Origin of the sequence: Micromonospora sp. CPCC 205539 (genome assembly GCF_036906815.1) — a bacterium.
Classification (GTDB): domain Bacteria; phylum Actinomycetota; class Actinomycetes; order Mycobacteriales; family Micromonosporaceae; genus Micromonospora.
The window spans coordinates 67,909-94,615 of sequence record NZ_JBAKHW010000019.1 but is presented as its reverse complement, the minus strand read 5'-3'; the positions used below and the strand labels follow the sequence as shown (position 1 = coordinate 94,615).

33 protein-coding genes are annotated in these 26,707 nt (G+C 70.4%); 17 read left to right on the top strand and 16 right to left on the bottom strand.

The window, feature by feature from the left end:
- Positions 1-138 precede the first annotated feature (138 nt).
- Together V6V47_RS18510 and V6V47_RS18505 are read left to right on the top strand one after the other, a co-directional pair.
- A complete protein-coding gene (locus V6V47_RS18510) occupies positions 139-687 on the top strand; it encodes a hypothetical protein (RefSeq protein ID WP_334629571.1) in 549 nt (182 codons plus the stop codon).
- Positions 688-727: 40 nt separating this feature from the next.
- Positions 728-1,588, top strand: coding sequence for an alpha/beta fold hydrolase (locus tag V6V47_RS18505; RefSeq protein ID WP_334629516.1), 861 nt, complete (start codon positions 728-730; stop codon positions 1,586-1,588).
- A gap of 24 nt (positions 1,589-1,612) precedes the next feature.
- On the opposite strand, the gene V6V47_RS18500 is transcribed toward V6V47_RS18505, so the two are convergent.
- On the bottom strand, positions 1,613-1,951 hold the full coding sequence (locus tag V6V47_RS18500) for a DUF3817 domain-containing protein (RefSeq protein WP_334629515.1): 339 nt from the start codon (positions 1,949-1,951) through the stop codon (positions 1,613-1,615).
- Positions 1,952-2,084: 133 nt separating this feature from the next.
- On the opposite strand from V6V47_RS18500, the gene V6V47_RS18495 reads away from it, so the two are divergent.
- Genes V6V47_RS18495 through V6V47_RS18485 form a run of 3 tightly spaced genes read left to right on the top strand, consistent with a single transcriptional unit; the run spans position 2,085 to position 6,039 of the window.
- Entirely contained in the window at positions 2,085-3,563 is a 1,479-nt protein-coding gene (locus V6V47_RS18495; protein ID WP_334629514.1) for a glutamate--cysteine ligase, read from the top strand.
- A gap of 59 nt (positions 3,564-3,622) precedes the next feature.
- On the top strand, positions 3,623-3,991 hold the full coding sequence (locus V6V47_RS18490; protein ID WP_334629513.1) for an SCP2 sterol-binding domain-containing protein: 369 nt from the start codon (positions 3,623-3,625) through the stop codon (positions 3,989-3,991).
- A gap of 5 nt (positions 3,992-3,996) precedes the next feature.
- On the top strand, positions 3,997-6,039 hold the full coding sequence (locus V6V47_RS18485; RefSeq protein ID WP_334629570.1) for an amylo-alpha-1,6-glucosidase: 2,043 nt from the start codon (positions 3,997-3,999) through the stop codon (positions 6,037-6,039).
- Between the two features lie 31 nt (positions 6,040-6,070).
- Here the strand turns inward: V6V47_RS18485 and V6V47_RS18480 are convergent, their stop codons facing one another.
- The 4 genes from V6V47_RS18480 to V6V47_RS18465 all read right to left on the bottom strand — a co-directional run bounded on the left by V6V47_RS18480 (position 6,071) and on the right by V6V47_RS18465 (position 9,722).
- Positions 6,071-7,243: a zinc-dependent alcohol dehydrogenase gene (locus tag V6V47_RS18480; RefSeq protein WP_334629512.1), complete on the bottom strand. Its 1,173-nt coding sequence runs from the start codon at positions 7,241-7,243 to the stop codon at positions 6,071-6,073.
- Between the two features lie 27 nt (positions 7,244-7,270).
- Positions 7,271-8,221 (bottom strand): SRPBCC family protein, encoded by a 951-nt coding sequence (locus V6V47_RS18475; RefSeq protein ID WP_334629511.1) that lies wholly within the window; start codon positions 8,219-8,221, stop codon positions 7,271-7,273.
- Between the two features lie 152 nt (positions 8,222-8,373).
- The gene (locus tag V6V47_RS18470) at positions 8,374-9,210 is read right to left on the bottom strand and encodes a hypothetical protein (protein ID WP_334629510.1); all 837 of its coding nucleotides are present in this window, start codon (positions 9,208-9,210) and stop codon (positions 8,374-8,376) included.
- Positions 9,207-9,722, bottom strand: coding sequence for an RNA polymerase sigma factor (locus tag V6V47_RS18465; RefSeq protein ID WP_334629509.1), 516 nt, complete (start codon positions 9,720-9,722; stop codon positions 9,207-9,209). Before V6V47_RS18465 ends, V6V47_RS18470 begins: the two co-directional genes overlap by 4 nt.
- Positions 9,723-9,849: 127 nt before the next feature.
- Between V6V47_RS18465 and V6V47_RS18460 the strand changes: the two genes are divergently transcribed.
- Positions 9,850-10,476, top strand: coding sequence for a hypothetical protein (locus V6V47_RS18460; RefSeq protein WP_334629508.1), 627 nt, complete (start codon positions 9,850-9,852; stop codon positions 10,474-10,476).
- Between the two features lie 81 nt (positions 10,477-10,557).
- Here V6V47_RS18460 and V6V47_RS18455 read toward each other — a convergent pair whose 3' ends face one another.
- From V6V47_RS18455 to V6V47_RS18445, 3 genes are all read right to left on the bottom strand, one after another.
- Positions 10,558-11,064, bottom strand: a complete 507-nt coding sequence (locus V6V47_RS18455) for a DUF6584 family protein (protein ID WP_334629507.1) — start codon at positions 11,062-11,064, stop codon at positions 10,558-10,560.
- 62 nt (positions 11,065-11,126) lie between these two features.
- On the bottom strand, positions 11,127-12,437 hold the full coding sequence (locus V6V47_RS18450) for an alpha/beta fold hydrolase (protein WP_334629506.1): 1,311 nt from the start codon (positions 12,435-12,437) through the stop codon (positions 11,127-11,129).
- A 15-nt stretch (positions 12,438-12,452) separates the two neighbouring features.
- Complete coding sequence (locus V6V47_RS18445) at positions 12,453-13,328, bottom strand: alpha/beta fold hydrolase (RefSeq protein ID WP_334629505.1); 876 nt, start codon at positions 13,326-13,328, stop codon at positions 12,453-12,455.
- 193 nt (positions 13,329-13,521) lie between these two features.
- Between V6V47_RS18445 and V6V47_RS18440 the strand changes: the two genes are divergently transcribed.
- From V6V47_RS18440 to V6V47_RS18425, 4 genes are all read left to right on the top strand, one after another.
- Entirely contained in the window at positions 13,522-13,959 is a 438-nt protein-coding gene (locus V6V47_RS18440) for a hypothetical protein (RefSeq protein WP_334629504.1), read from the top strand.
- A gap of 35 nt (positions 13,960-13,994) precedes the next feature.
- Positions 13,995-14,537 carry a SigE family RNA polymerase sigma factor gene (locus V6V47_RS18435; protein WP_334629503.1) on the top strand — a complete coding sequence of 181 codons (543 nt, stop codon included), beginning with the start codon at positions 13,995-13,997 and terminating at the stop codon, positions 14,535-14,537.
- 432 nt (positions 14,538-14,969) lie between these two features.
- Positions 14,970-15,149 (top strand): hypothetical protein, encoded by a 180-nt coding sequence (locus V6V47_RS18430; protein ID WP_334629502.1) that lies wholly within the window; start codon positions 14,970-14,972, stop codon positions 15,147-15,149.
- A 19-nt stretch (positions 15,150-15,168) separates the two neighbouring features.
- On the top strand, positions 15,169-16,236 hold the full coding sequence (locus V6V47_RS18425) for a glycoside hydrolase family 43 protein (protein ID WP_334629501.1): 1,068 nt from the start codon (positions 15,169-15,171) through the stop codon (positions 16,234-16,236).
- 44 nt (positions 16,237-16,280) lie between these two features.
- Here the strand turns inward: V6V47_RS18425 and V6V47_RS18420 are convergent, their stop codons facing one another.
- From V6V47_RS18420 to V6V47_RS18405, 4 genes are all read right to left on the bottom strand, one after another.
- Positions 16,281-16,637, bottom strand: a complete 357-nt coding sequence (locus V6V47_RS18420; protein ID WP_334629500.1) for a nuclear transport factor 2 family protein — start codon at positions 16,635-16,637, stop codon at positions 16,281-16,283.
- Positions 16,634-17,098 (bottom strand): SRPBCC family protein, encoded by a 465-nt coding sequence (locus V6V47_RS18415; protein ID WP_334629499.1) that lies wholly within the window; start codon positions 17,096-17,098, stop codon positions 16,634-16,636. Before V6V47_RS18415 ends, V6V47_RS18420 begins: the two co-directional genes overlap by 4 nt.
- Positions 17,095-17,442 (bottom strand): ArsR/SmtB family transcription factor, encoded by a 348-nt coding sequence (locus V6V47_RS18410; RefSeq protein ID WP_334629498.1) that lies wholly within the window; start codon positions 17,440-17,442, stop codon positions 17,095-17,097. The genes V6V47_RS18415 and V6V47_RS18410 overlap by 4 nt, the downstream gene beginning before the upstream one ends.
- A 200-nt stretch (positions 17,443-17,642) precedes the next feature.
- A complete protein-coding gene (locus V6V47_RS18405; RefSeq protein WP_334629497.1) occupies positions 17,643-17,945 on the bottom strand; it encodes a helix-turn-helix domain-containing protein in 303 nt (100 codons plus the stop codon).
- Positions 17,946-18,675: 730 nt separating this feature from the next.
- Here V6V47_RS18405 and V6V47_RS18400 point away from each other — a divergent pair.
- Complete coding sequence (locus V6V47_RS18400; protein WP_334629496.1) at positions 18,676-19,389, top strand: carbonic anhydrase; 714 nt, start codon at positions 18,676-18,678, stop codon at positions 19,387-19,389.
- Between the two features lie 55 nt (positions 19,390-19,444).
- Here V6V47_RS18400 and V6V47_RS18395 read toward each other — a convergent pair whose 3' ends face one another.
- The gene (locus V6V47_RS18395) at positions 19,445-19,948 is read right to left on the bottom strand and encodes a hypothetical protein (RefSeq protein ID WP_334629495.1); all 504 of its coding nucleotides are present in this window, start codon (positions 19,946-19,948) and stop codon (positions 19,445-19,447) included.
- Between the two features lie 178 nt (positions 19,949-20,126).
- Between V6V47_RS18395 and V6V47_RS18390 the strand changes: the two genes are divergently transcribed.
- From V6V47_RS18390 to V6V47_RS18365, 6 genes are all read left to right on the top strand, one after another.
- Entirely contained in the window at positions 20,127-20,504 is a 378-nt protein-coding gene (locus V6V47_RS18390; protein WP_334629494.1) for a DUF2089 domain-containing protein, read from the top strand.
- A gap of 74 nt (positions 20,505-20,578) precedes the next feature.
- A complete protein-coding gene (locus V6V47_RS18385) occupies positions 20,579-20,761 on the top strand; it encodes a hypothetical protein (protein ID WP_334629493.1) in 183 nt (60 codons plus the stop codon).
- 12 nt (positions 20,762-20,773) lie between these two features.
- Entirely contained in the window at positions 20,774-21,196 is a 423-nt protein-coding gene (locus tag V6V47_RS18380) for an SHOCT-like domain-containing protein (protein ID WP_334629492.1), read from the top strand.
- A gap of 215 nt (positions 21,197-21,411) precedes the next feature.
- On the top strand, positions 21,412-21,771 hold the full coding sequence (locus tag V6V47_RS18375; protein ID WP_334629491.1) for a hypothetical protein: 360 nt from the start codon (positions 21,412-21,414) through the stop codon (positions 21,769-21,771).
- A gap of 5 nt (positions 21,772-21,776) precedes the next feature.
- Positions 21,777-22,874: a hypothetical protein gene (locus V6V47_RS18370; RefSeq protein WP_334629490.1), complete on the top strand. Its 1,098-nt coding sequence runs from the start codon at positions 21,777-21,779 to the stop codon at positions 22,872-22,874.
- 7 nt (positions 22,875-22,881) lie between these two features.
- The gene (locus V6V47_RS18365; RefSeq protein WP_334629489.1) at positions 22,882-23,148 is read left to right on the top strand and encodes a hypothetical protein; all 267 of its coding nucleotides are present in this window, start codon (positions 22,882-22,884) and stop codon (positions 23,146-23,148) included.
- 52 nt (positions 23,149-23,200) lie between these two features.
- Here the strand turns inward: V6V47_RS18365 and fxsT are convergent, their stop codons facing one another.
- The 3 genes from fxsT to V6V47_RS18350 all read right to left on the bottom strand — a co-directional run bounded on the left by fxsT (position 23,201) and on the right by V6V47_RS18350 (position 26,701).
- On the bottom strand, positions 23,201-25,717 hold the full coding sequence (gene fxsT, locus V6V47_RS18360) for an FxSxx-COOH system tetratricopeptide repeat protein (protein ID WP_334629488.1): 2,517 nt from the start codon (positions 25,715-25,717) through the stop codon (positions 23,201-23,203).
- Positions 25,714-26,124: a hypothetical protein gene (locus V6V47_RS18355; RefSeq protein ID WP_334629487.1), complete on the bottom strand. Its 411-nt coding sequence runs from the start codon at positions 26,122-26,124 to the stop codon at positions 25,714-25,716. Before V6V47_RS18355 ends, fxsT begins: the two co-directional genes overlap by 4 nt.
- A 103-nt stretch (positions 26,125-26,227) precedes the next feature.
- Positions 26,228-26,701 (bottom strand): hypothetical protein, encoded by a 474-nt coding sequence (locus V6V47_RS18350; RefSeq protein ID WP_334629486.1) that lies wholly within the window; start codon positions 26,699-26,701, stop codon positions 26,228-26,230.
- Positions 26,702-26,707: the final 6 nt, after the last annotated feature.

The window sequence follows — 26,707 nt, the reverse complement described above, 5'->3', positions numbered from 1 at the left end:
GACCCCTTTCCAGCTCGGCCCCCCGCTTACCCCGGCCTTCCGGGATGTCACCTCGTGAGCGTGAGCCCGTGACCAGGTTTCATTCACGTCGTTCAACCGAGGACGTCGATACGATCAGTGAACACAAGCGGACTCTCGGTGGTGGTTATGGACAGCGGACTCGATACCCGACGGATCACGCACCCGACGGAGCGGATCGTCACAGGGCGCCTGATTCGCCTGCTCGACGGCTACACCCGCGAAGTTCGGATCGGCCAACCGGTGCTGGTCGGGGTGCTCGCCGCGGCGGGGATCGCCCTGCTGCCCGCCCTGCTGCTGCGCACGGTGTTCTCCGCCGGCGGCGGTGGCACCAGGCGGCGCTGGAAGGAGTTGAAGCAGGGCCCGGAATACCTGGTCACCCCGGTGCGGCTGCGCAACACGGCCGGCCAGCTCTGCGAGGTGGAGTTGCACGGCCACCTGCCGCAGAGCGCCCTGCACCCGGCGGACCACGTGCAGCTCACCCTGCGCCCGCAGCGCGACCCGGAGCTGCCGCCCCGGATCGAGCGGATCGTCAATATCACCACCGGGCAGTTGCTCACGCCGCGTACCGCGACGCTCTGGTCGCACCTCGGCCCGCCGCTGCTGTTGCAGGCGATGCTGGGCGCGCTGCTGCTCGCTGGCGTGGTGGCCTGCTCCGCGCTGACCTGACCGGGTTTCCGGGCCGGGCCCGGCGGGCACCGGCACGGGCATGTTCCCCGGATTCACGCTCGAGGAGATCGACGTCGGCCCGGTGCGCCTGCGGGTGCGGCACGGCGGGTCCGGTCCACCGGTGGTGCTGCTGCACGGTCATCCGCGCACGCACGCCACCTGGCATCGGGTGGCACCGCTGCTCGCCGAGCGGCACACGGTCATCTGCCCCGACCTGCGCGGTTACGGCGGCTCGACGAAACCGGTGGAGACCGCCGACCACTCCGCGTACGCCAAGCGGGCGATGGCCCACGACGTGGTCGCGCTACTCGACGCGCTGGGCCACCGGCGGGCCGCAGTGGTCGGCCACGACCGCGGGGCGTACGCGGCGATGCGTACCGCGCTGGACCACCCGGCCCGGGTGAGCCGACTCGGGGTGCTCGACGGGATCCCGATCGGCGCCGCATTGGACACCGCCGACGCCCGGTTCGCGTCCCGCTGGTGGCACTGGTTCTTCCTCGGCCAGACCGACAAGCCGGCGGAACGGGTGATCAACGCGGATCCGGACGCGTGGTACGGCGGCTCCCCCGCCGAGATGGGCGAGGAGGCGTACGCGGACTACTCGCGCGCGATCCACGACCCGGCGACGGTGCACGCCATGTGCGAGGACTACCGGGCCGGCCTGGGCCCGGACCGGGCGGCCGACGACGCGGACCGGGCCGCCGGGCGGCGGATCGGCTGCCCGGTGCTGTTCGTCTGGGCCGAACGCGACGACAGGGTGGAGCTGCACGGCGACCCGGTGGCGATCTGGCGGGAGTGGGCCGACGACGTGCGGGCCACCTCGATCGACTCGGGCCATCACCTGGCCGAGGAGGCCCCGGAGGAGTTGGCCGCCGTCCTGGGCGACTTCCTCGCCGACTGAGCGGTCAGCTCGACCGGCGGCGGGTCAGCCGACGGGGGCGGGCTCGCGGGCCGGTTGCCGGTCGGCGCCGAGCATCCCCCGACGGCGGGCCCAGCGCTCGAAGGCCAGCGTGGCGAACGGCGGCACCGCGCAGGCCAGCGCCACCACCGTGGCCGGCAGACTCCACCGGCGCAGGCGCGCCACGGCGAGCACCAGCACGGCGTACGCGATGAACAGGCCGCCGTGGATCGGGCCGAAGATCTTGACGCCCAGCTCGTTGCCGGGCGGCCCATACTTGACCGCCATGCCGACCAGCAGGGCCAGCCAGGAGCACGCCTCGGCGATCGCCGCCGCGACGAACAGCCCCGTCACTTTCTCGCGCATAACCTCCGCCACCACCTCTCGGGCCGCAATGGTAGCGGGACGGGCCGGCTGGGTAGGAAAAGACCATCGGGTCTTCCCCCGCCCGCCGGGCCGTGCGAGGTTAGGGGGAGCCAGCGGTGACAGGGCGGTGACCATGGGCGAGGAAGTCGACGTACGCACCTTCAGCCGGGAGGATCGAGCCCGCTACCGCGAGAAGGTCCGCCGCTGTCTGGACGTCTTCGCCGAGATGCTGCGCGAGGCGCGGTTCGACATCGACCGGCCGATGACCGGTTTGGAGATCGAGCTCAACCTGGTCGACGAGCACTCGAACCCGGCAATGCGCAACGCCGACGTGCTGGCGGCCATCGCCGACCCGAGCTTCCAGACCGAGCTGGGCCAGTTCAACGTCGAGATCAACGTGGCGCCCCGCCGGCTGACCGGCGTCGGCACCGCGGAATTCGAGGAGACCGTCCGGGCCAGCCTGAACGCCGCCGAGCAGAAGGCGCGCTCGATCGGCGCGCACATGGTGATGATCGGCATCCTGCCGACGCTGCGGCCGGAGCACCTGACCGCGGAGACGCTGTCGGCCAACCCTCGCTACAAGCTGCTCAACGAGCAGATCTTCGCCGCCCGAGGTGAGGATCTGCCGATCTCCATCAGTGGGGTGGAACGGTTGGCGGTGACCGCCGACACGATCACCCCGGAGGCGGCCTGCACCAGCACGCAGTTCCACCTCCAGGTCAGCCCGGCCCAGTTCGCCGACTACTGGAACGCCGCCCAGGCGATCGCCGGCATCCAGGTGGCGCTCGGCGCGAACGCGCCGCTGTTCTTCGGCCGGGAGCTGTGGCGCGAGACCCGCATCCCGCTGTTCCAGCAGGCCACGGACACCCGGTCGGAGGAGATCAAGGCCCAGGGGGTCCGCCCACGCGTGTGGTTCGGCGAGCGCTGGATCACCAGCGTGTTCGACCTGTTCGAAGAGAACGTCCGCTTCTTCCCGGCGCTGCTGCCGGTCTGTGACCCGGAGGACCCGGCGCAGGCGCTGGCCGCCGGCGAGGTGCCCAACCTCGCCGAGCTGCGGCTGCACAACGGCACCGTCTACCGGTGGAACCGCCCGGTGTACGACGTGTCGCGCGGCCGCCCGCACCTGCGGGTGGAAAATCGGGTGCTGCCGGCCGGTCCCACCGTGGTGGACACCATCGCCAACGGCGCCTTCTACTTCGGGCTGGTCCGGGCCCTGGCCGAATCGGACCGGCCACTGTGGTCGCAGATGTCGTTCAGCGCCGCGGAGGAGAATTTCACCAACGCCGCCCGGCACGGCATCGACGCGCAGGTCTTCTGGCCCGGTCTCGGCTACCTGCCGGTCACCGAGCTGGTGCTGCGTCGGCTGCTGCCCATGGCGCACCACGGTCTGGACCGGTGGGGGCTGGCTCCCGCCGAACGCGACCGGCTGCTCGGCATCATCGAACAGCGCTGCCTGACCGGCCGTAACGGCGCGAGCTGGCAGGTGGAGACGCTGCACCGGCTGGAGTCCGCCGACCACCTGGACCGGCCGGCGGCGCTGCGCGAGGTGGTCCGGCACTACGTGACGCTGATGCACAGCAACCGGCCGGTGCACGAGTGGCCGATCCCGTAGTTAACAGTCCCGCCTAACGGGTAGCCGACCTGGGCTCTACCAGCGCCCGGGGAGGTGGGATGACGGCGACCAGCGCCTTCTTCGAGCGACTGACGGCTGCCGGCCACGACCCGCGGTTCAACAAGGTCTGCGGCAGTGTGCGGTTCGACATCCGCGACGGCGACCGGCTGGAGCAGTGGCTGCTGGACATCGACCGCGGCGACCTGCGGGTGTCGCAGAGCGCCGCTCCCGCCGGGACGGTCATCCGCGTGTCCGCGCAGGTCGCCGAGGCGATGGCGCGGGGCGAGGTGAACGGCCTGGCGGCGATCACCCGGGGCGAGATCCTGGTCGACGGCGACCTCAACCTCGCGCTGCGGATCGGGCGGTTGTTCCCGCGCACACCCGACCGGTCCGAGCGGGCCGACCCCGACGGCGGATCTCCGGGATGAGGGACATCCCGGGCACCGTGTCGTGCATCGACGGCAACACCTTCATCGTGTCGGACGCCAGCGGCGACGTGGAGTCGTCGCCCGCCACCCCGGTCGGGCTGTTCGCCGCCGACACCCGGTTCCTGTCCCGCTGGGTGCTCACCGTCAACGGCCAACGGCTGACCGCGCTGTCGGTGGACGACAGCCAGTACTACGAGGTCACGTTCTTCGTGGTGCCGGGCGGGGCGGTCGACTACGTGGCGGAGGACGTGTCGGCGATCCGGCGGCGTCGGATCGGCCCGGACCTGACCGAGTCTCTGACGATCTTCAACTACGGTCAGCGGGACGTCGATCTCGACGTACGGCTCGAGGTGGCCGCCGACTTCGCCGACATCTTCGAGATCAAGTTCGACCTGCACGACAAGGCGGGCAGCCCCTACACCCACGTCGACGCGAACGAGCTGCGTCTGGGCTACCGGCGCGGCACGTACCGTCGTGAGGTCTCCGTGTCGGCGAGCAAGCCGGCCACCTTCGACCCGCACGGGCTCCGGTTCTCGGCGCGCCTGCGGCCCGGGGAGCAGTGGTCCACCCGGTTGCACGTGGTCATGCGCGCGCTACGCCCGGACGGTCTCGACTTCCGGTCCGCCCTGCGGGCGCAACGGCCGGACGAGTCCACGCTGCCGGCCAGCGTCGAGGCATGGGTCGCGGACGCCCCGAAACTGGACACCGAGAGCACCGCGCTACAGCAGGTGTACCACCGCAGCCTCGTGGACCTGGCGGCGCTGCGCTTCGCGCCACTCTCGCTCGGCGGCGCGACCGTGCCGGCGGCCGGGCTGCCCTGGTTCATGACCCTGTTCGGCCGGGACAGCCTGCTGACCTGCCTGCAGACCCTGCCCGTCACGCCGTCACTGACCCCGCCGACGCTGCGGATCCTCGCCTCGCTTCAGGGGGCCCGCAACGACAACGTGCTGGAGGAGGATCCGGGTCGGATCCTGCACGAGCTGCGCTACGGCGAGTCTGCCGCGTTCGAGGAGCAGCCGCACTCCCCGTACTACGGCACGGTCGACGCCTCACCGCTGTTCGTGGTGCTGCTCGACGAGTACGAACGGTGGAGCGGCGACGCGGCGCTGGTGATGGAGTTGGAGCAGGAGGCTCGCGCGGCTCTGGCGTGGATCGACCAGTACGCGGACCTGACCTCCACGGGCTACATCTGGTACGAGAGACGCAACCACGCCACCGGCCTGGACAACCAGTGCTGGAAGGACTCCTGGGACAGCATCTCCTACGCCGACGGGAGACTGCCGGGCTTCCCGCGGGCCACCTGCGAGACACAGGGGTACGCGTACGACGCCAAGATCCGGGGCGCGCGGCTGGCGCGTACCTTCTGGGGCGACCCGGACTACGCCGAGCGGCTGGAACGCGAGGCGGCGGCGTTGTTCAACCGCTTCAACACGGACTTCTGGCTCGAGGACCGTGGCTACTACGCCCTGGCACTCGACGGTGACGGCACGCCGGTCGACAGCCTGGCCTCGAACATCGGGCACCTGCTGTGGAGCGGCATCGTGCCGCCCGAGCGGGCCTCGCGGGTCGTCGAGCACCTGATGGGTCCGGCGCTCTTCTCCGGCTGGGGCGTCCGCACCCTCGCCGAGGGGCAGAGCCGCTACAACCCCCTCGGCTACCACAACGGCACGGTCTGGCCGTTCGACAACTCGTTCATCGCCTGGGGTCTGCGCCGGTACGGGTTCGCCAGCGAGGCGGGCCGCATCGCCGAGGGCATCCTGTGCGCGGCGACCTACTTCCAGGGTCGACTGCCCGAGGCGTTCGGTGGGTTCGACCGCCACACCACCCGGTACCCGGTCCGGTACCCGACCGCCGGCAGCCCGCAGGCCTGGTCCAGCGGGGCGTCCCTGCTGCTGCTGCGAACGATGCTCGGCATCAACCCGCACGAGGACCACCTCGCCGTGGACCCGGCGCTGCCGTCCGCCTTCGCGCGGATCGCGCTGCTGGACATCCCCGGCCGCTGGGGCAAGGTCGACGCGTTCGCCCGCCACCGCCCCGAGCAGCCCTAGCCGAAGCGCCGGCGAGCGGGGCGCGGTTCGATCAGACCGTGAGCAGCACCTTCGTACAGTCGTCCTGCTTCTTCTGGAAGATCTTGTAGCCCTTCGGGGCGTCGGCGAGGCGCATCCGGTGGCTGACGATGAAGCTGGGGTCGATCTCGCCGCGCTGGATCCGCTCCAGCAGCGGCCGGGTGTAGCGCTGGACGTGGCACTGACCGGTCCGCAGGGTCAGCGACCGGTTCATGAACGCGCCCATCGGGAACTTGTCGACGAAGCCGCCGTACGCGCCGATCACCGAGACGACCCCTCCACTACGGCAGGCCAGGATCGCCTGGCGCAGCGCGAACGGCCGTTCCGTCTCCGTCCGCGTCGCCTGCTTGGCGCGGTCGTACGCGTACATGGCGGCGTTGCCGTGATGGCCCTCCAGACCGACCGCGTCGATGCACGCGTCAGGCCCCCGGCCGGCGGTCATCTCGTTGAGCGTGTCCAGCACGTCGGCCTCTTCGTAGTTGATCGTCTCGGCGCCGAGATGCTCCTGCGCGAGCCGCAGCCGGTACGGAAACCGGTCGATGACGATCACGCGCTCCGCCCCCAGCAGCCGCGCGCTGGCCGCGGCGAGCAGCCCGACCGGCCCGGCACCCCAGACCGCGATCACCTGCCCGCGTTTGATGTCGCACATCTCGGCGCCCATGTAGCCGGTCGGGAAGACGTCGGCGAGCAGCACCGCCTGGTCGTCGGGGACCTCGTCGGGCACCTTGAGCGGGCCGACGTCGGCGAACGGCACCCGGGCGTACTCGGCCTGGCCGCCGGCGTAGCCGCCGAGCAGGTGGGAGTAGCCGAAGATGCCGGCCGGCGAGTGCCCCATGGTCTTCTCGGCGATGCCGGCATTCGGGTTCGAGTTCTCGCAGACCGAGTAGAGGCCGCGCTGGCAGGACGAGCAGTGCCCGCAGGAGATGGGGAACGGCACCACCACCCGGTCGCCGACCGCGAGGTTGCGGACCTGCGGGCCCACCTCGACCACCTCGCCCATGAACTCGTGGCCGAGGATGTCGCCCTTGCGCATCCCGGGGATGTAGCCGTGGTAGAGGTGCAGGTCGGAGCCGCAGATCGCGGTGGTGCTGACCCGGACGATCGCGTCCCGGGCGTTCATGATCCTCGGGTCCGGTACGTCGATCACCTTGACGCGGTCGGTGCCCATCCAGGCGGTGGCTCTCATCGTCGGTCCTCCCTGGTCGGGTCGTGGTCAGCGGCGGAACGCGGGCAGGGGCTGCGCTGGGCGCTGCATGACCTGCTGGCGGACGGAGATGCCGTTCGGGCTGCCCTCGGAGCGGACCACCTCGCCGGTCTCCAACACCTGCTTGAACCGGCGTAGGTCGTCACGGACCTGCTGCTCCGGCTCCTCGCCGAAGAGCTTCGCCACGACCCGGCCGAGCGCGCCGGCCGGTGGCGCGTAGCGCAGCTCCACGCGCACCTCGGTGCCCCGGTCGCCCGGGGCGGGCACGAACCGGACCCGCCCGGCGTTGGGCACCCGGGTGCCGGGCAGCGAGCGCCAGGTGATCGACGTGTTCGGCTGGTCATCGATGATCTCGGCGTCCCACTCGACGCGTCGACCCACCGGGCCGTGCGCGACCCAGTGCGAGCGGCGCAGGTCGTCGGCGCGCACCGACTCCAGATGCGCCATGAACCGGGGCAGGTTCTCCACGTCCCGCCAGAACCGGTACGCCTCGGCGGGCGAGCGGTTCACCGTCACCGCGACCTGCATGCGGATGACGCGGGCCCGGGCCCGTCGCGCCTGCCCGATCCGTACGGCGGAGAGCACGTCGACGGCGGTGACACCGGCGATCGCGAGGGTGGTCAGCGCGACCCGGCGTCGTCGTTCACCCCCGCGGTCGGCCAGGGCCCGGCCGAGCAGGGTCAGGTCCATCACGTCGCCGGCCACCCGCGTCCACGCCCAGCCGGCGGGTCGACGGCCGCTGAGCAGGCCGACGGCGTTGGCCACCTCCCGCACGCCGACGCCGAGGAGCACGGCCCGCGCCACCGGGGAGTCGTCCAGCCCGGTCAGCCGCGCGATGGGCCCGGGCGCGGCCAGGGCACCCGCGCCGAGGGCCACACTCAGCAGTCCCAGGGCGCTCGGCAGCGTCGCCGGCACCGGTCCGTCCAGCTCCGGCAGGAGCACGGTGTCGACGCGGGCCATCTGCGGTTCCCCCTCCGGTCGGGCGTGCCCGCCGGCGAGCCGGCGGGGCGGTGGCGGTCCCCCGCCCCCGTGACGCTAGGGGGTATATCCGGCGCGTGCGCCCGGTTCGCTCCAGAACGCCCGATGCGTGCAAGCCCGCTACGGAGGGAACCTCAGGCCCGCTCGTAGCGGGTCCCCGTCCAGCGGTAGGTGCGCTCCACCGAGTTCTCGGTGTACTTCTTGGTCGAGGCGATGGTCAGCCGTTCGTCGGTGATCTTGATGTCGTCGACCACCTCGGCCACCGTGCCGACCCAACTGCCGACCAGACGACCGCTGCGCCCGGTGACGACCAGGAGCTGACCAGAGCCGTCCTCGTCACCGGCACCCGCCATGCAGGACGCCCACACCACCGCTTCGTCGCGGCCGTCGCCGTTGAGGTCCCCGAAGGTCGCGGCGCCGTCGTCGTAGGCCGAGCGGATCGCGATGTGCGGCGCATCGCCGGGCGTGCCTCCGATGCCGTCGACGAACCGGATCCTGCCGGTCAGGCACGTGTCGCCCGTCGACGCGGAGATCGTGATCGTGGTGTTCTCCCAGTCGACGCCGCGCACGCTCAACGGCGCCACGGCGCTGCCGGTCCCGGTCGGTGTGCCCTTCGGCGACGACGACCGCGAGCCTGACGAAGGTGGCGGCGCCGGGGGCGAGGTCGTCGCCGACGGGGTCGGTGACGGGGGCGGGGCGGGAGCGGTCTCCGATGGTGAGGGAGGGCCGATGATCGGTGGGCTCCGGTCCGCGTCGGGCTGAATCGCGTTGATCGCCGCGACGCCACCTGCGGCGACCGCCACCACCGCCGCGAGGGACAGCGCCATCTTCGTGGTGGCGCGACGCCGCGCCCGATGCACGATCACGTCGGGCGAGGGCGCGGTGAACGTCAGGTGACCGCCGTCGGCGTACGACCTCAGCAGAAACGCGGCGGCATCGTCTCGACCGGAATCCGGCTCCGTGGATGTCATGACGTCACCGCCTCTCCGCTCGATGTTTCGCTCAGATGGTCCGCCAGCTTCGCCCGCCCACGGTGCAGCCAGGACAGCACCGTCCCCTGCGCGACGCCCAGGGAGACGGCTATCTCGGCGGTCGGCAGGTCGGCGATGTAGTGCAGCACGATCACCCGGCGCTGCCGTTCGGGCAGCGTGCGCAGGGCAGCGACCAACGCGACATGATTCGGGTCGACCGCTGGCACGGGCGCCACCAGGGGCTGGCGGCGCAGAACGCGGGCCGCGACGGTGAGCCGGCGAAGCCTGCTGGTGGCGAGGTTCCAGGCCACCCGACGGACCCACGCCACCGGATCCTCGTACGCGGCGACGTCCGGCCATCTCTGCCAGGCCCGCAGGAACGCCTCCTGGCTCACGTCCTCGGCCTCGGCCCGGTCACCGAGGTACGCGTGGATCTGCGCGGTGACCCGGCCGTACCAGGTCTGGAAGAACCGGTCGAAGGCGGCGCGGTCATCCGGCTGGTCGCCTCGCACGGCACCTCCTGCGGTCACGGATCACTCACTACAGACACGCGCAGGTCGGGGTGCGTATTGCACAGACTTCCCGCAATCGTCGACGACCGCGCCGCGTGTTCCCAACGAAGGATTCCCACCGACGTCCATGGAGGAACCTGTGATCCGCACCGGCCTCATCGCCGCAGTCACCGCCCTCACGCTCGGCACGCAGACCTGCGCCAGTCCGGTCGGCGACGGTCCCGCCGCAGCACCGACCGTCCCGGTGGCGACGCGTCCGTCGGGACCGCCAGCGCCGGCATCGCCGACCTCGTCTTCGCCGGCCCCGACGGCACCACGCGGTGACGTCTTCTCGGGCACACGGAAGGTCGCCATCTCGATGGAGTCGGGGTGGCCGGCCTACCTCGTCGTCGGGGCCGACGGGAAGGTCATCGGCAACGTTCAGCTGACGGAGCGCAGCGTCTTCGTCCTCGTCCCGTCCGGTGCCCGCCACCGGATCAAGGCGGCCTTCGCCGACGACTCGTGCGTCGGGGTCCAGCGGCACGCCGACGGGCCACCGACCCTCGTGGTCGCCGACTGCGACCCCGCGGCGCAGGGTCAGCTGTTCCGCTTCGTCCGGACCGAGGAGAGGGACAGCCAGGGCCGCCGCAACTACCGGGTCGTGACCGCCGACGGTCCACTGACCTTCGACTCGTTCCACGGGCTGCACGTCGACGACCGCAGCCAGGGCGGGCCGGTCACCGGGTTCGCGGTCAGCGACCAGGGACCTGCCTGATCAAGCGACAGGGCCGGCTGGGCGGGAGCAGCCGGCCCCGGCGCACTAGTGAGCTGCCACCGGTCCACCGGGTCGGCCAGGTCAGAGGGCCCAGCGGAGCACGGTGACCAGCCCGACACCGGCCAGGGCGAGGCCGAGCAGGCCGAGCACCGCCGCCAACAGGCAGGGCACCTCGTCGCGCCAGGAGCCGGGCGCCTGCGGCCGGGGGCCCACCTCGGTCCAGTCGACCGGGGCCGGGCCTTCCTCGTTGGCCTGCTCGACCAGCCGAGCGAATCGCGCGCCCGCCGTCGGTCCGAGCCTGTCGGTGGGGTCGGCGTGCAATTTCAGGACGAGCAGACGCGACCAGACCCGCGGGTAGGACCTTTCGAAGGCGGCGACCTCCTCGGCCGTGACGTCCTCGCTGAGAAACCCCCAGCGCCCGGCCTCGGCCAGGTTGCCCACCTGCCGATAGAGCGCGGCACGCCGGGCCCGCAGGTCACCATCATCGGGGTACGCGGCGGTGAGGCTCGCCAGTCGCTGCATCGCGGGGTGCACGTGCCCGCGGCGCAGGTCGGCCTCCACCTTCGCCAGCACGCGTTCTTTCGCCATGGCGGTCATTCTCAGCGGTCATCGACCTGACCGACAGCTCAATTCGTGGGCGGCCGGGCCCCTCACACCTCGCCGCGGACCATCCGGATCAGTCGGTCGAGGACGCGGCCGCCGCTCACCCGCAGGCCGTCGTGCTCGTACTCGTTGGTGACCCAGGTGCGCAGGCCGCGGACGGATCGCGCCGTGGCCAACGAGCCGTCGGTGTCGACGTACATGTCGTCGTGGTAGACGGCGGCGGCGACCGGCACCTCGTTGCGGGCCAACTGTTGCGGGTCGTACAGGTCCGGCCAGTCCGTGTGCCGCGCCAGCAGCTCGGCGGTCTCGCGGAGCGGTGCCAGCGCCGGATCGTCGACGAACATTCCCGGGTAGATCATCTCGCCGGTCAACAGCACCGGCCTGTTCTCCGCCAACGCCCGGTCGGCATTGAACTGCCCGAACTCGGCACGCACCGCCTCGGCCGCCCACCCGGTGGCCTCGGGTGTCACCGAACGCTGGCCGTAGATCGACTCGTGCAGCACCGTGAAGAGCGGACGGCCCGCGTACGAGAGCTGACGCTCAACCTCGACGAGGAACGAGTCGGAGAGCCGGTCGGTGGACACTCCCGGCAGGAAGGCGTCCTCGAGCAGGTAGTGCAGGGTGTGCGAACCACTGCCGGTGCCCAGCAGCATGCCGATCGCCTGGAACGCCTCGACGCTCAGCAGCCCGCCGCCGGGCAGCCGTACCTCCCGTTCCCGCAGGTGCCGGACGAGTGCGCGGACGGTCCCGACGTCCTCCGGGTAGCGCGCGTAGTGCGCCTCGACCTTGCGCTGTACTCGCGGATAGGCGGCCCGGTAGACCTCCTGCGGGGTGCTGCGCAGAGCGGGGAGCCCGCCGGTCACGAAGGCCTCGCGGATGCCCTGCGGCGCGTACGACAGGTAGGTGAGCGTGCAGAAGCCGCCGTAGCTCTGGCCGAGCAGGCTCCACCGCCCGTCCTCGCCGAGGAGGTTCCGGCGGATCAGCTCGCAGTCGCGGACGATCGAGTCGGCCCGGAAGTGCGTCAGGTACCGGGCCTGCTCGGTCGCGTCGCCGCGTAGCGGCAGCGTGTGCCGGTCGGCGGGCGTGGAGCGGCCGGTGCCTCGCTGATCGAGCAGCAGCACCCGGTAGTCGTCCAGCGCCCGGTCCAGCCAGCCGTCCCGGCCCACCGGACGCGGCGAGCGCCCACCGGGGCCGCCCTGGAGGAAGAGCAGCCAGGGCAGCGCCTCGTGCTCCTTGCCGGCGGCGACGACCTCGCGGGCGTACACCTCGATGTGCTCTCCGGCCGGGTCCGTGTGGTCCAGCGGCACCGGGAAGGTGTGGTCGGTGATGATGGTGCCCGGGTGGCGGTAGGTCGGCACGGAAGCCCTTCTCTTCTACGGCAGAAAATCGAGTAGCTGCCGTGCAGTCTCGTCGGGTGCCTCTTCGGGGATGAAGTGCCCCACCGGAATCGGCCCGCCGCGCACGTCATCGGCCCATTCCCGCCAGATCCCGAGCGGATCGTCGTAGAGCTTCGCGACCTGACCCTCCTGGCTCCAGAGGAACAGGACGGGGCAGGTGATCTTCCGATTGCCTCGCTCCGCCTCGTCCTGCTGGTAGTCCACGGTCGCGGCCGCGCGGAACTCCTCGCAGATCGCGTGGACGGTCGCGGGATCGCCGAACTGCTTGACGTACGCGGCGCGCACCTCGGCCGGGAACGCATCTTTCACGACCGGCCAGGTGCCGAGCATGAAGTCGACGAGTACGGCGGGTGCCGCGCCGATGAACTGCTCGGGCACCGGCTCCGGGGCCGAGAGGAAGGACCAGACCCAGTAGGAGAGGCTGAACGCCTTGTCGGCACGGTCGTACACGTCGCCGACCGGAACGACGTCCATGACGGCGAGGCGCGTGACCACGTCGGGGGCGTCGAGCGCCAGACGGTAGGCGCACCGCGCGCCTCGATCGTGGCCGACGAGTCGGAACTGATCGAAGCCCAGGCTCCGCATGACCTCGATCTGGTCGCGGGCGATCGCCCGCATGCTGTACGGCTCGTGATCCGGGGTGCTCGGCGGTTTGCCGCTGGCGCCCCAGCCCCGCAGATCGGTGACGACCACGGTGTACCTCTCGGCGAGCCGCGGCGCCACGCGGTGCCACATGAGGTGTGTCTCGGGGATGCCGTGCAGGAGGAGGACCGGTGGGCCGCTTCCGCCACGGAGACCGTGGATCGTCGCCCCCGACGTGGGGATGTCGAACGCCTCGAACCCGTCGAACATGGCCTGAGATCCCTCCGCGACGTCTGCTACCGCCGTGATGGTCCCGCAGGTCGTGCACCATTCGCGGCAAAGCCGGATAAATGGCCCCGACCTTCCCGGCCGCGCGCACGGCTAAGAATTCTCGTTGGTGGACGGCAACCATTCTCGTTCGGGGGGGCTGTCACCAGGTATGAGTCACCACACTGGGCTTCGCATGCTCGTATCCGCCGTACTGGTGGCCGGCGCGGCAGCGGGCTGCACCGACGGTCAGCCGGTCGCCTCGGCGCCGTCCTCGGCCACGCCCACCACCGGCTCCCCCGCGGTCACTTCCAGCCCGCCTTCGCCGACACCGACCGCGGTGCCGTCGCCGTCCGCGACGAGGACGCCGGCCGGCGGCGGCTGCCCGGTGACGGCGGCGACCCTGGACCGCGTGCCGGGCCTACCGAACGCTTACCGCATCACCCCGGACACGGTGAGGTGCTGGAGGGGGTGGGCCGCCGGGTGGGACCGCAACCAGAAGGGCGATGGCCTGTACGCCTTCCAGAACACCCCCGATCAGGGTTGGCGCATCAAGGGACAGGGCAGCGCCATCGAGTGCGAGCAGCTCGGCATCATGATCGATTCGAGCGACCCGCCGCCGTTCTGCTACTAGCAGGCGGCTGATCGGCGGTTTGCGGTGATGTTCCGATGACGGGGAGCAGAGCGATGGTGGCCGACGAGGCCGAGTTTTGTGCGTTCGTCCGAGCACGGACGCCCGCGCTGCAACGCAGTGCCTTCCTCCTGACCGGCGACCGGCACCTGGCCGAGGACCTGGTGCAGGAGGCGCTGGCGCGCACCCATCGGGCACTGGGTCGGCTCGCGGACAGCGGGCACTTCGAGGCGTACACCCGGGTCGCGATGTACCACCAGCACGTCCGCCGCTGGCGGCGGACCCGGGTCCGCGAGAGTCTGCCCGGGGAGTTGGCCGACGTGGCCCATCCCGACAGTGACCATGCCGGTCGTAGCGACCTGAAGCTGTCCCTGCTCCGCGCGTTGGACCAGCTCACCCGCCGCCAGCGCGCGGTGCTGGTGCTGCGCTTCTTCGAGGACCGCAGCGAGGCCGAGGCAGCCGATCTGCTGTCCTGCTCCATCGGCACGATCAAAAGCCAGACGAGCAAGGCGCTGGCGCGGCTGCGCCAGATCGCGCCCGAGTTGCTGTCGGGGACGGAGACGAAGGGGGTGGCAAGTTGACCGACGACCTCGATCGGCTGCGCGAGGCCATGACCGATCTGGCGGAGCACGGTGGCAGCCCCGACCTGTACGAGCGGGCGCTGAACACATCCCGTCAACTACGCCGACGCAGCATGCTCACCACGAGTACCGCCGTAGCCACCGGCGTGCTGGTGATCGTCGTCGGGGCGACGGTGACGGGCGGCCGAGTACTCGGCCCGCCGACCCCACCGGCCACCAATCCGCCGAGCCCCACCAGCTCACCGTCACCGGCACCGACCTCGGCGTCGCCGACACCGTCGACAGTCCCGCCGTCGAAGACGTCGACGTCGCCGGCACGGCCGTCCGCGGGTGCAACGGGTACGCGTTCCTCAGTCGGTTGCCCGGTGACGGCGGCGACCCTGAACCGCGTGGCCGGGGCTCCCCAGTGGTTACCAGATCACCCCGAGCACGGTGGACTGCTGGAAGGGTTGGGCCACCGGCTGGGACCGCGACCAGGAGGGTGACGGCATGTACGTCTTTCAATACAATGCGGGTCAGGGCTGGCGCATCAAGGGGCAGGGCAGCGCCATCGAGTGCGGGCAGCTCGGCATCACGATCGATCCAGACGACCCGCCGCCGTTCTGCTACTAGGCGGAGGAAAGGACTGAACGTGGGTAACCGAGTTCTGCCACGGCTCCTCTCCATCGTGCTGGCGGCCATGGTCGCCACCGGGCTGTCCATCCCCGGCGCCGGCCCGGCCGACGCCGCGAAGACCACTCTGCGGGCCGCCGATCCGAGCGTGATCCGCGTCGGCGGCACCTACATCTCCGTCCAGTCGCTCAACGGCGGGGTCGCCGTCCGGCAGGCGTCGTCGACCGACGCGCTGGCCGCCGCACCCGCGCGGCAGGTCTGGACGGACACCCGCAACCTGGGCGAGGTCTGGGCTCCGGAGATCATCACCGACGGTGGCCGCTACTACATCTACTTCTCGGCCGGTCGCGGCCCCGCCCACCGCATGTACGCGATCAGCTCGGCGTCGCCGGCCAGCGGCTACACGGCCGAGCGGCAGCTCGCGCTGCCGGGCGGCAAGTGGGCCATCGACGGCAGCCTGTTCACCTTCAACGGGCAGCGGTGGTTCGTCTGGTCGGGGTGGGCCGGCGACACCAACGTCGAACAGAACATCTACCTGAGCAGGATGAGCGACCCGGTCACCCCGACGGGCAACCGCTACGTCATCTCCCAGCCGCGGGAGAGCTGGGAACGCGTCGTCGGCAACCCGTACATCAACGAGGCTCCCGAGGCGATCCGGGACCCGAACGGGCAGCTCCACATCGTCTACTCCGCGAACGGCAGTTGGAGCAACCAGTACTGTCTCGCCGACCTGAGGCTGCGAGCCGGCGGCGACCCGACGTACGTGTGGGACTGGTACAAGTCGAACGGCTGCCTGTTCGGCTCGAACCGGGCCACCATGATGGCCGGTTGGGACCCCACCCTGTCCGTCGACGGCCCCGGCCACCACAGCTTCGTCCTGCTCAACGGCGACATCGCCACGAGCCCGCCGGCCGGGCCGAGGTTCCCGCTGATGTTCCACGCCGTGTCGAAGGGCACCCCGTACGCCTGGGAGAACCGGTACTGGTACACCGGCACCTTCTGCTGGTGGGGCAACACGACCTACCGCCGCGCCAACGTGCCCGGCCCGACGACCGACACCGGGTTCAGCATCAAGTTCTTCGAGTGACCGGGCGCGGCGGACGTCGCCGGGGTGGGCCCTGGGTGGCGGCCTCAGGCCAGCGGAACGAGGTACGAGTCCACGCGCGCGATGAGCCCGTCGCGGAAGGTGAACAGGTCGTTGAACGCGAAGCGGAAGGGCCCGTGGTCGATGCTGACGCCCCGACCCTCGCCCGTGGTCACGACGACCGGGCCGTCCTCGTGGACACGCTGGACGTCGAGCTCGGGGCTGCCGGTGAACCCCGGATTCTCGATCTCGCCGTCGAACTCGGCCTTGCCCCGGGTGGTCCGGTGGCCGTGGATCACCCACTCGACGTCGTCGGTGAGCGTCGCGAGGATCCGCGGGTGGTCGCTCGTCCGGAAGCCGGCGAAGTATTCCGCGACGAGGTCGCGTTGGGTGGTCTGAATCATGGCGTTCTCCATCCTGGTGTGGCCTGGTCGTGTCGCAGGTGCGCGGCGAGGGCGTCGAGGATCGAGGCGAGCCCGTCGGCCGCCTGGGTCGTCCGGAGTTCGGGGGGAAGCCGACGCTGGTGGACCGTGAGGTGTGTGCCGTCGCCAGCGGGGCGGATGGTGACGGTCGTGCGCAGGCCGGTGACCGGCTCGTCGAACACGAGGTCGTGCGGTGCGGCGATGCGCACGTAGACGAAGCGGAGCCGTCGGCTCAGGCCGCCCGGCGCACGGGTGTCGAGCGCGAACTCTCCACCGGACCGCAGGTCGACGGTCACGGACTCCGGGGGCACGGTGGCGTGCGAACCGCCCCAGAACGCGGCGATGCCGGCCGGTGAGGTGAAGGCGACCCAGACTCGGTCGGGGGCCGCCGGGAGGTGGCGGGCGGCGATCAGCTCGTCGCCGCGCAGCTCTGCGCTGGTCAACGGGCCACTCCGTCGTCGCTGAGGTGTTCCGCGAGGGCGTCGAGTCGGTCGTCCCAGGTGCGGCGCTGGTCGTCGATCCACGTGCCGAGCAGCGCCAGCTGCTCGACCCTCAACCGGCAGGGGCGCCGGGTGCCCTCGCGCCGCTGGTCGACCAGGCCACATCTGCGGAGGACACCGATGTGGTGCGAGATCGCCTGCTGGGTCAGCTCGAACGGCTCAGCGAGCTCACCCACTGTGGCGTCGCCCTGGGCGAGACGGGCCAGCAGGGCGCGACGGACGGGGTCGCCGAGCGCGGCGAAGGCCGAGTCGAGGTCGGGGCCGGGGGCCACGAGCGAGGAAGGCATGACCCAAGCCTAATACAAGTCATCATTTGCACAAGTGGTGGTTTGCATAGGCGGTGCCTGGTCGATGCCCCCGGCAGCCTCGGATGAGGCGGCAGAGCGGTGCGACAGCGCTCCACGAACGACAGACGGCCCCTGCCCTGTTGGGAGGGGCCGTACGGCGCTCGCGTCACCCTCGGGCATCCAGCCCCGGGCGGGTGCGCTCAATCGTGCTGGCGGCGTTCATTCTGGCGAAGGGCGTCTTCGAGTTGGTCCTCAAGGATGATGATCCGGCAGGCCGAGGCCATGTCGGTGCCCTGATCACACATCTCCCGGGCCCGCGCGGCGAGGCGCAGTTGATAGCGGGAGTAGCGGCGGTGCCCGCCACCGGAGCGGTGCGGCTCGATCAGTTTCGCGTCGCCGAGCCGACGCAGGAAGTCCTGCGAGCAGCCGAGGATTTCGGCGGCGCGGCCCATCGTGTAGGCGGGGTAATCCTCATCGTCGAGCATGTCGCCCAATTGGGCCATGGAACCTCCATCACGAGGGCCCCGGTGCTCGGAAGCACCGGGGCCCAAGGGTTGTGGGTCAGGAACACCATCGACCGACAGAACGTCGGCTTGTCGTAACCGCACCAGCCTCCAGTGAAGACTTCGGGTGCGAGGATCGCATAAGCGTGACCGGAGACCACCTCTCGTTCGATGGAAACTGCGGTGTCCGCGCCCAGCCCACGAATGCGACTGGCAGCGGGCGATCCAACGGTGTATTGCCCTCCCTTGCCTCTGAATTCCTCTGTCGTACTCCGTGCTGGCCGCCGGTGTCCGAGCCCCACGCGACTTCATGGCCCCGACACGTACGACGAACCTTTCCTGCCTCGGATGAAGCCCTGAATCCTGCGTCGGCCTCACCCGCTGTCGTGCATTCCACCTGTCCACGGCAAATCTCTGCCGCCGAACCGGGCCGAAGCCGGCACGTTCCCGGCTCAACCCCTTCGCCCTCGGGTGGGGCGGTGACGTCCGCGTCTTTGTTACCTTCGTTCTTGACGTCAGGAACGTTAGCCGACGGCTGAGAGCATGTCTACCGCTTCGCTCATAGATTTCTTCTGAGCACATACGTATACCCGCGCGGGTGACATCACCACGGGCGGCGAGCACGCCCTGCTGGAGACGAAGAGGCTCTCGGCTGTGAGTAGCCGGCATCCACCACGGTGGATGGTGCTGGTAGGAAGAAGGGCAGTTGCCTCACCCTTGGGAGATCATCGTGGCACGTTCCCAGCTGTCCCGTCGTTCACTGCTGACAGCCGGTGGTGCTGCCGCCGCTGTCGCGCTCGGCGCGGCCACGGCCAGCCCGTCCGCCGCGGCCGCCACGCCGGCCGACGATCCGGTCGAGACGCCAGCCGAGGCGCTGCGCCGGCTGCGCGCCGGCAACCGGCGGTTCGTCTCCGGCCACGGCCGGCACCCGCACCAGGGCCTCGCCGACCTGCACCGGCTCGCCGCCGGCCAGCACCCGTTCGCCATCACGGTCGGCTGCGCGGACTCCCGGGTGGCTCCCGAGGTGCTCTTCGACCAGGGGCTGGGTGACCTGTTCGACAACCGGGTGGCCGGCAACATCGTCGACGACCTGCTCCTGGGCAGCATCGAGTTCGCGGTCGAGGAGTTCGGCAGCCTGGCGATCGTCGTCCTCGGCCACGAGCGTTGCGGTGCGATCAGCGCCACCATCAACGCCATCCGGACCGGCGGTACGGCGCCTGGGCACATCCGCACGATCGTGGACAGCCTGCGCCCGATCGTCGAGCCGGTGCTCGGCCAGCCCGGCGACCCAGTGGAAAACGCGGTGCGAGCCAACGTCGCGGCTCAGGTGCAGGCGCTCTCGGCACGCAGCACGATCATCGCCGAGCGGGTGGAGCAGGGCACGCTGCGAGTGGTGGGCGCCCGCTACGACCTGGACAACGGTCAGGTTTCGCTGGTGGCCTGACGTTGGTTCCACTCCCCTGGCCGCCCGGGTGACGCGGGCGGCCAGGGGAGATCGATCAGAAGTTGACGCTGACCCCGACCGCCTTGCACGCGGCGGTGATGTCGGTGCCGGCCTTCTCGAAGGCCGGGTTGTCGGCGGCCTCCGCCGGGTCCGCCGCCGCTGCCGCCTTGGCCGCCTCGGCGTTGAACTGCTGGACGGCCGTGGCCACCTTGCTGTCGCCTCCGGCCGAGGCCGCCGCGCTGAGCTGGTCCTTCAGCCCGATCAGGATCTTCTTGAAGTCCGCCGCCGACGGCTCACCGGCCATGGCGACCTTGAGCAGCTCGGCCTTCATGTCGTCCCCGGCCTTCTTCACCGTCTCGCAGAGCTTCTTGTCGCTCGCGCCGGCCGCCGCAGCGGGCGCGGAGGCGGCTGCCGAGGTCGGGGCGACAGACGTGGAGACAGAGGTGGAGGCAGACGGCGTGGATCCGGCCGTCGTTGCCTTGTCTGCGTCGCCGCAGGCGGCGAGCGCGGTCGTGGCGGCAAGGATCAACAGGGCGGAAGCGAAGCGATTGGGTTTCACGGACGCGCACGCTAGCCGATGTCTGAGCGTTGATCCAATCCCGGATACCTCGCATACCACCCCAAGAACCGCCCTTTCGGGGTGATCCAGGGCACCGAGCGGGTCCACGCAGGTCCAGATTAAAAAAATTAAGGTTTAACTCTTGGAAGTTGAGGTTTCGCCGAGTACAAATTTAGTTATGACAGAGCAGGCGATGGACTGGCAGGAACTCACGAACCTGACCCGGGGCCAGCCGTTCGTCGTCGAGCGGGTGCGCCTGGCGGGCAACGGCATCGCGATCGAGGGCGAGTTCGGGGTCCCCCAACTGGCTCAGCTCAACGTCGAGGATCAGGTCTTCGTCACGGCGTTCGTGCGGTGCCACGGCTCCATCAAGGAGATGGAGCGGATCTTCGGGGTGAGCTACCCGACGATCAAGTCACGACTCAACCGGATCACGCAGATGCTCGACTTCGTCGAGGTCGACCCGGCGCCGTCGCGGGCGGACATCATCGATCGGTTGCGCCGCGGTGAGATCACCGCACAGGAGGCGTTGGCCGAGCTGGACGGTCGGCAGTGATGCCGCAGTTGGTGACCGTCCGGGTCAGACGCCCAGAGCATCGGCCCATCCGGATCTGGGTTCCGGTGCTCCCCGTGGTGCTGGTGCTCCTCCCGGTCGTGGTCCTGGTCGTGCTGGCGGCGATTGTGGCCTGCCTCGTGTTCCGCATCAGAGTGGTCCGGGCGCTCGGCTCTGGATGGCGCGTCATCTCCGCGCTGCCCGGCGCCCGCTTCGACATCGAGCAGGGCCGCACGGCCGTGCTCGTCGCTATCCGATAGGGAGAGGTTCGAATGAACGAACAGCGCAAGGACATCCTCGACATGCTGGCCGAGGGCAAGATCACCGCAGAGGAGGCGGAGCAGCTCATCGCCGCACTCGACCGGGACCAGCCGGCGACGGCGTCGGGCCCCGACGCCCGACCCAAGGGCAAGGTGAAGTACCTGCGGGTGCTGGTGGACGCTGTCGACAACGGCGAGCCGTCGCGGGTCAACGTGCGGGTGCCGCTGCAACTGCTGCGGGCCGGCGTACGGCTGACGGCCCTGATCCCGCCGCAGGCGATGGTCAAGGCCAACGCCTCACTGAGCGATTCGGGCGTGCCGTTCGACCTGACCCAGCTCAAGCCCGAACAGCTCGAGGCGCTCATCGAGCACCTCGACGACGTGACCGTCGACATCGATTCGCCCGATGCCAAGGTGCGTGTCTTCTGCGAGTAGGTGGCCGTCCCGTTGGACGGCCCCTCGAGAGGGTGCTGGAACACCCTCCCGAGGCCGCGCCCGACAGAGCAGAGCACGGTTGACCTGCCAACCTGAATGCTAGCCGCTCATCGGCACACAGCGAGGGGCCACTCGGACGAGTGGCCCCTCCGCTGCACCCCAACGTCACTACTGAGGGCAGTGATCTCATCACTGTCGTTGGTATCTTCGCTGGCATGAGTCGGGGGCGGAAGTCGGGCGGTCGCAGCACGCGACAGCGCGGGACGGCAGAGCAACGAGCCGAGGCCACGGAGGCCTATCGCGCGTCGGTCGGCAGGCTCCAGCACACGGCGTCCCGAAATCTGCGGCAGACGATCGCCAACGCCGCCATCTTCTTCGCGGCGGTCGCCACGTACATGATCGTTGTTGGTGAGGCCAGCCCCGCGCGCCTGCCCTGGTTCACGGCCTCGGTGGTCGGCGGCGCGCTCGGGCTGTGCACCTACGCCGTGCGCGAGCCGCGCCCCCGCCTGCACCTGCTCGTCGCCGCCGTCACCCTCGCGGTCGTCGGCCTGGCCGGCGTCTTCCTCGTCGACTGAGAGTCGTGATGACACTGTTCGTCGAGCCCGACGCGGTGGCCGGCTTCGCGCGGCAGGTCGACCGCGCCGCCGAGGACGCGTGGGCCATCCGCGGCTACTACGACCGCCATGCCGAGGCGGGCACCGGCGGTGAGGCGTTCAGCATCGCCAAGACCGGTCACGACCACGCGGTCGTCGTCATCAACGGAGTCCTCAACCGGCTCGCGTGCCTCCTGGAAGCCTCCGCCCCCGAGCTGCGCACCGCCGCGTCCTACTACCGCACCACCGACCTCTCCGCCGCCGACCGCCTCGACCGCACGCTGCCCGCCGCGCTCGAACGCTGCATCACACCTCTCGAACTGGAGCTGATCACCAATCCCTGCGACCCGGCAAACTTCGTCGACCCACGCGACGTCACCGGCTCCCTCGACCCTCCCGGCGAGTCGGGCACCCCGTCGAACGCGCTGGGTTGGATGGATTACCTGAGTCCATCGGCCTGGCTCAATGGGGTGTTCGACCACGTGTTCGGCTTCGACCCGGTCGGCGAAATCCAGACCCGGATCTTCGGCGACTGGGAGTCCCTCGCCGCCATGGCCCCCGTCGCCACCAACATGGGCCGGGCGCTGCACGACCTGGCCTACAACGTCCAGTCCGGCACCAGCACCCTCCACCCGCAATGGCGGGGCGTCGCGGGCGACGCTGCCTTCCACTACTTCACCACCACGGCCAACGCCATCGCCGACCTCCACGGTCCCCTCGGCAGGATCAGCGACGCCTACCGGGGCATGGCCGACGCGGTCTGGTCCGCCGGGGAGGCCCTCGGCGGGGTCGTCAAGAGCATCCTGGACGCCGCCATCATCGCCGGCATCGCCGCCGCCGCAGGCACCGCCACCAGCGCGACCGGCATCGGCGCCGCAGTCGGCTACGGCCTCGCCGCCGCCGAGGTCGCCAACCTGCTCCGCCTGTGGGGTGAAGCCACCAAACTGTGCCAGCAACTGACCGCCGCCGTCCTCGCCTTCCGCGCGGCCCTCGCCCGCGACCTCAGCGACCTCGACTCCGTCACGCTGCCCGCCCTGCCCGACGGCGGTCGCTACGACCACCCGCTCGTCGGCGCGACGGCGTAACCCTCGGATGGACGAGTTCGACGACCTGGCCGGCGGCGACGAGCAGCGCGCCAACCTGCTCCGCGCCGCACTCGCCGACCTGCGCACCAGCGCCAACCCCGTCGTCCGCGAGATGGCGACCGCAGTGCAGAACGGGGACCTCACCCTGCGAGCGGCCATCGCGAGCGGCACCTACGGGGACGAGTTGGCCACGGCCTTCGACGACTTCTGGACGACGTACCAGGAGATGACGCCGGAGGGCCGCGACAGCCTCGCCGAGCAGGCATCGGCTTGAGCCGCCCTCGGCCAGCAGCCTGCGCCACGCCTTCCACCGGCTGGCTTGCTCGTCAGGTGTCGCTGGGCTGATCCCCCGGCGTCGCCGCATCGCTTGCACCGCCGCGCCTCCGCTGGACCTCGCTGTTGATCTGCGACGCCCTCTCCTGCAGGGGCAACGCTTCGTCCGACCGCCCCAGATCGATGAGCGTGTAGGCCAGGTTTTCCAGCCGCAGTGCGATGCCGGGGTGCTCCGAGGGCAACGCGGCTTCACTGATCTTCAACGCCCGCTGTCGTAGGCGTAACGCCTCCTCCGGCCGCCCCAGACGACTCAGCGTGTACGCCAGATTGTCCAGCCGTAACGCGATGTCGGGATGTCCTGCCGGCAACGCCGCTTCGCTGATCTTCAACGCCCGTTGTCGCAGGGCTAACGCCTCCTCCGGCCGCCCCAGCCCACCGAGCGTGTACGCCAGATTGTCCAGTCGCAGCGCGATGTCGGGATGCCCTGCCGGCAACGCCGCCTCACTGATCTCCAACGCCCGCCGCTGCAGGGGCAACGTCTCCTCGGACCGCCCCAGATCTTCCAAGGTCTGTGCAAGATTGTTCAGCCGGGTCGCGATATCGGGATGCCCAGCCGGCAACGCCGCCTCACTGATCTCCAACGCACGCCGCAGCAGGGGCAACGCCTCCTCCGACCGCCCCAGATCCCCCAACGTGTGCGCCAGATTGTTCAGCCGGAGGGCAATGCCGGGGTGCCCAGCCGGCAACGCAGCCTCACTGATCTCCAACGCACGCCGCTGCAGGGGCAACGCCTCTTCGGGCCGCCCCAACGTCGTGAGCGTGTACGCCAGGTTGCCCAAGCGGTTTGCGATGTCGGGGTGGTCTGCCGGCAGTGACGCCTCACTGGTCTCCAGCGCCCGCCGCTGCAGGGGCAACGCCTCTTCGGACCGCCCCAACGTCGTAAGCGTGTACGCCAGGTTGCCCAGGCGGACCGCGATGTTGGCCTGTTCAGCCGGCAACGCCGCCTCACTGATCTCCAACGCACGCCGCTGCAGCGGCAACGCCTCCTCCGACCGCCCCAGATCCCCGAGCCTGTGTGCCAGATTGTTCAACCGCAGGGCGATGCCGGGATGTCCAGCCGGCAACGCCGTCTCACTGATCCCCAACGCCCGTTGTTCGAACCTCATCGCCGCTTCGTACCTGGCCTGGGAGCCGTAGTAGATGGCAAGTTGGCCGATCAGAGAGACGTACGTCAAATCGATGCTGTCGTCGGGTATCTGTTGGGCCAGCGCCTCAATATGTGGGGCGACGGCTCTCCACTGCGGCCAGGTGTCGACGGCATCCGACGGGTTCCCCCCGGGCCGCGCACGGTTGAGCATCTCCACTGCTCGATGCGTGACCCGCCACCACAGGGTGCCCTGCCGGTCGCCGCTCTCGTCGCTGGTGTCCGGCTCGGTCTGCGCGTGGTTACGGACCACCGTCTGGAGAAGGCGGTGGGTGCTGGCCGTCGTCTCGGCGAGCGTGACGAGATTGAAGGACGCCAGCGCGGACAGGGCCCGGTCGACGTCAGCGGGGTCCTCGGCGAACGTCACCAGCGCCTCGCGGGGCACGTCGTCGGCCGCGTAGCACGACAGGATCCTCAGCAGCTCGATCGCCGTCGGCCGCTCGTTGCGCAACCGGCCCAGCGTCTCCAACCACACCTGCGCGACCGCCCGCTCGGCCTGGTCACCCTCGGCGATCGTGTTCAACACCTCGACGGGCTGGGCCCGGAGACGATCCAGGTAGACGGACATCGACAGGCGCGTCTGCCGCAGATATCCGGCCGCCTGCTGCAACGCCAGCGGCAGATACCCCAGCTCGTCGGCCAACACCGCCGCCGCCAACTGGTCCGACTGCCCTCCGCGCTCCAGCAGCAGTCGTACCGCGGCCGCACGGTCCAGCATGTCCAGGCGCAGACACCCGTCGACCAGCACATCCCAGTTCACGTCGCGCCGAGTGGTGATCAGGACGTGTCCGCTGTCCAACTGCGCCAGCAACGGCTCGACGTCAGAGCGCTGCTCCACGTTGTCCAGCACGAGCAGCCAGCCGGACTGGTTCTGCAGCCAGCCGATCGCCCACGCCGCCGCCTCGGCGGTCGTCGTCGTCATCGCCAGGTCCGGGTTCACCCGTGCCGTGAGGGCCGCCAGACCGCTCTCAATCGTCGCCGGGCTGTCCGCACTCACCCACCACCGCACCGCATACCGGTCCCGCCATCGGTGGGCGTACTGCAATGCCAGTTCGGTCTTCCCCACCCCACCCAGGCCATGCACCGCCTGGCAGATCACCCCGCTGCCGGCCGCCATCACCTCGTCCAACTCGGCGGCTTCCTCGGTACGGCCGACGAACAGCCTGGTTGGTGGCCTCGGGAGGTTGTGCAGCCGCTTTCCGACCTCCGGATCGCTCGCTGGGCGGTGCAGCTCGATTCGACGAGCATCGACAACGGAGTTGTCACCAGTGACCGCGAGGCCACTGATCTCACCCGCGGCGACCGACCGTCCGCCGCTGGCGCTCGCGCTCGCAGGCTCCCCAGCCGCGCCCCCCGGACCGGTCACCGGGTCACCTCCGCGCCGTCCCCGGTCACCACCACCCCACTGATCGTCTGCGCCGCCACCGAACGCACACCCGACGCCGTCACCACCACACCGGCGGAAGCCAGGATCTGCGACAGATCAGTGGCCAACTGCGCGTCGGCGGCCAACGCCTTACCGACCTGCACCCGCAACGCCGCCACGCGGTCCTCGTCGGCCGGGTCCTCGGCCAGGTCCGTCACGGCCGCCTCCACCGCCGGCGCCGACTCCGGCCGCCTGAGCAACCGACGCAACAACCGGCCGCCCAACCCGACCGTCGCGTCCGCCGCCACATCCTGCAGGCGGGTGACGACCTCGGTGCCGTACGCCTTCGCGGCCACCGCCACATAAGGCACGACAGTTGCCGCGAGAGCAGTAACCTCAGCGTCCACCTGCGCCACCTCCGACCAGAGCGACCACGAACCCCGATCAGTACCACAGACCTGCACACTGCGACGAAGGAGTGACGGCAGTGCGACACGCGGCCGTCATCGGTCAGGAACGGTCCTTTCGGAGCTGCTCGAACCGCTTCCGTAACCGGTCGCGAGCAGCTGTCGCCCGTACCCGGACCACCTGCCCCGCCACCATCGCCGCTGCCGCCGCACCCACCACCAGCAGACCACCCAGAACAAGGTCAACGCTCGTTTGTGCCACCGTCAGGCAACCGACCCCCAGCACGACGACAGCGAGCGCGGAGGCGAGCAATGGTCCGGCGGCACCCCATCGGCGACCGCGCGACCAGTCCCGCGCCCCGTACCAGATCACGACCGACACCACCGCGGCGACCGCCGTCAGCATCAGCGCGATGAGTAGCACCGCGAGCGAGGCCGCCCGACCAAACACCGCCTGGTCCGTCGCACCGGGCGAACGGAGCCAGGTGTAGAAGACCGGCGCAATGCAGAACACGGCGACGATCCCCCACACCAGACCGACGTCCCGCCCACGGGGGCCCGCTACTCCACCACTCATGAATTG